The following is a 1090-nucleotide window of genomic DNA, read 5'->3' as shown; positions in this document are numbered from 1 at the left end:
GTGAGTAATAGTGCATGAATAAGCGACATTGTGCCGATCGATGGTGCAGTGTAATCGGAAAAAAAGTCACGCGTTGGTATTTTTATCGGAGCGGGAGAACAATGCCAGCCAGCCGTCGCGGCTGGCATTGTGGGAAAGGTATTTTATCTCATTAAAACGAGTAGTTAGCCGATACTGTGAAGTTACGCGGTGCGCCATACACCACGTAAGTTCCCATATAATCGTAATACTCTTTATCGAACAGGTTGTTAATATTTGCCTGCACGGAAACCTGCTTCGTCACCTGGTAGCGGCTGAACAGATTCACGAGGGTAACTGGTGACTGGTCGATATAATCCGCAGGGGCGTCTGCAACATTTGCCCAGGTTTTATTCTGCCAGTTCACGCCACCACCGACGGTGAGGTCCTGCAACATCGGCAGACGATAGCGGGTAAACAGCTTGGCGGTGGTGCGCGGTACTTCCGGCATCACTGCGGTGCCGTCACGCTGTTCTGCGATGTAGCGCGATGCACCGAAGGTCATCTGCCAGTTATCGGTCAACGCACCGTTTATTTCAAACTCAACGCCACGGCTGACGGCATCAACGGATTCATACGCATATTCCGTTGAGGTACCGATAGGGAGATAAGTACTGATGCCCAGGTTGTTTTGCTCGGTACGGAACAGTGACAGCGTGGCGGTCAGACGGCTGTTATTCCAGTCGCCTTTCAGGCCGGTTTCGTAGCTTTTTCCGGTCACTGCGCCAAGGTATTGCGCATCCGCGTTGCGGTAGGTCTGTGGCTGGAAGATGGAGGTATAGCTGGCGTAAGCCGAGTACGTATCATTAATGTCATACGTCAGACCCGCATATGGCGCGACCTTGCTGGTGGTTTTGTTACCGCTGGTGCCATTGCCACGCCACTCGGTATAACGTGCACCGACCAGCAGTGACAGCGGATCGGTCAGCGAGAAGCGCGCTGCGGTGTAAGCCGATTTCTGGCGGATGCTGTCGTCTTTCTCTACGGTCCATGGCTCCCAGTTACCTTCGTCAACATTGCCGTCCCAGTTATTGTAATTACCGAAATTGATGGCCGACATATCAGAGAAGGT

The 1090-nt window shown here is 52.5% G+C and carries 1 protein-coding gene; it reads right to left on the bottom strand.

All coding sequences use genetic code 11. The annotated features are described in order from the left end of the window. Positions 1-151 precede the first annotated feature (151 nt). Positions 152-1090 (bottom strand): TonB-dependent receptor domain-containing protein (locus tag WH277_RS01445; protein WP_339503945.1); only part of this gene is annotated, 939 nt, incomplete at its 5' end.

Origin of the sequence: Erwinia sp. MYb416, assembly GCF_037479575.1 — a bacterium.
Lineage (GTDB): Bacteria > Pseudomonadota > Gammaproteobacteria > Enterobacterales > Enterobacteriaceae > Erwinia > Erwinia rhapontici.
The sequence above is the reverse complement of the archived record's forward strand: the minus strand, read 5'-3'. Positions and strand labels throughout refer to the sequence as shown.